General features: G+C 39.6%; 1 protein-coding gene. It reads right to left on the reverse strand.

The window, feature by feature from the left end:
• On the reverse strand, positions 1-540 hold a 540-nt coding region (locus tag R8O10_RS27085; protein ID WP_318192209.1), incomplete at both ends, for an HD-GYP domain-containing protein.

Genomic DNA, 540 nt, shown 5'->3' on the forward strand with positions numbered 1-540 from the left:
TTACAGTTTTTATATAAATGAGAAAGGGCGGTGTATGGGATTTTCTGTTCTGAAGCGATCGGTGTATGGCACAAGTTATCAAATGCATTTGCCACTATGACAATTTGAGCCAATTCATCAATTTCATCCCCTTTAAGACCCTCAGGATAACCGGAGCCATCTCTTAACTCATGATGCTGAGCAATCACGGTTTTAGCTGGTTCAGGAAAACCTTCGATCTGATTCGCGAGTTCCAAACCATATTTAGTATGTAACTTTAGGTAGTTGGTTTCTGGCTCGGTTAATGGCACTTGCTTTCTTAATATAGCAGTAGGGATTTTGATCTTACCCATATCATGAAACAGAGCAGCGAAAGAGAGCTCTTTTAGTTGCTTGGCAGAATACCCTTTCGCACGCCCAATCATCATGGCAATAAAAGCAACTTTTAGAGAATGGAAATAGATATCTTCAAATTCGTTCTTGCCGTTCATTAGATGAAGCGTGACATTATCATCGCACATTAACTTCTCGACGATATCTTCTATTAACAGTTGAGCTTCA

It is taken from the genome of Vibrio sp. 1727, assembly GCF_033344415.1.
GTDB classification, from domain to species: Bacteria; Pseudomonadota; Gammaproteobacteria; order Enterobacterales; family Vibrionaceae; genus Vibrio; species Vibrio alginolyticus.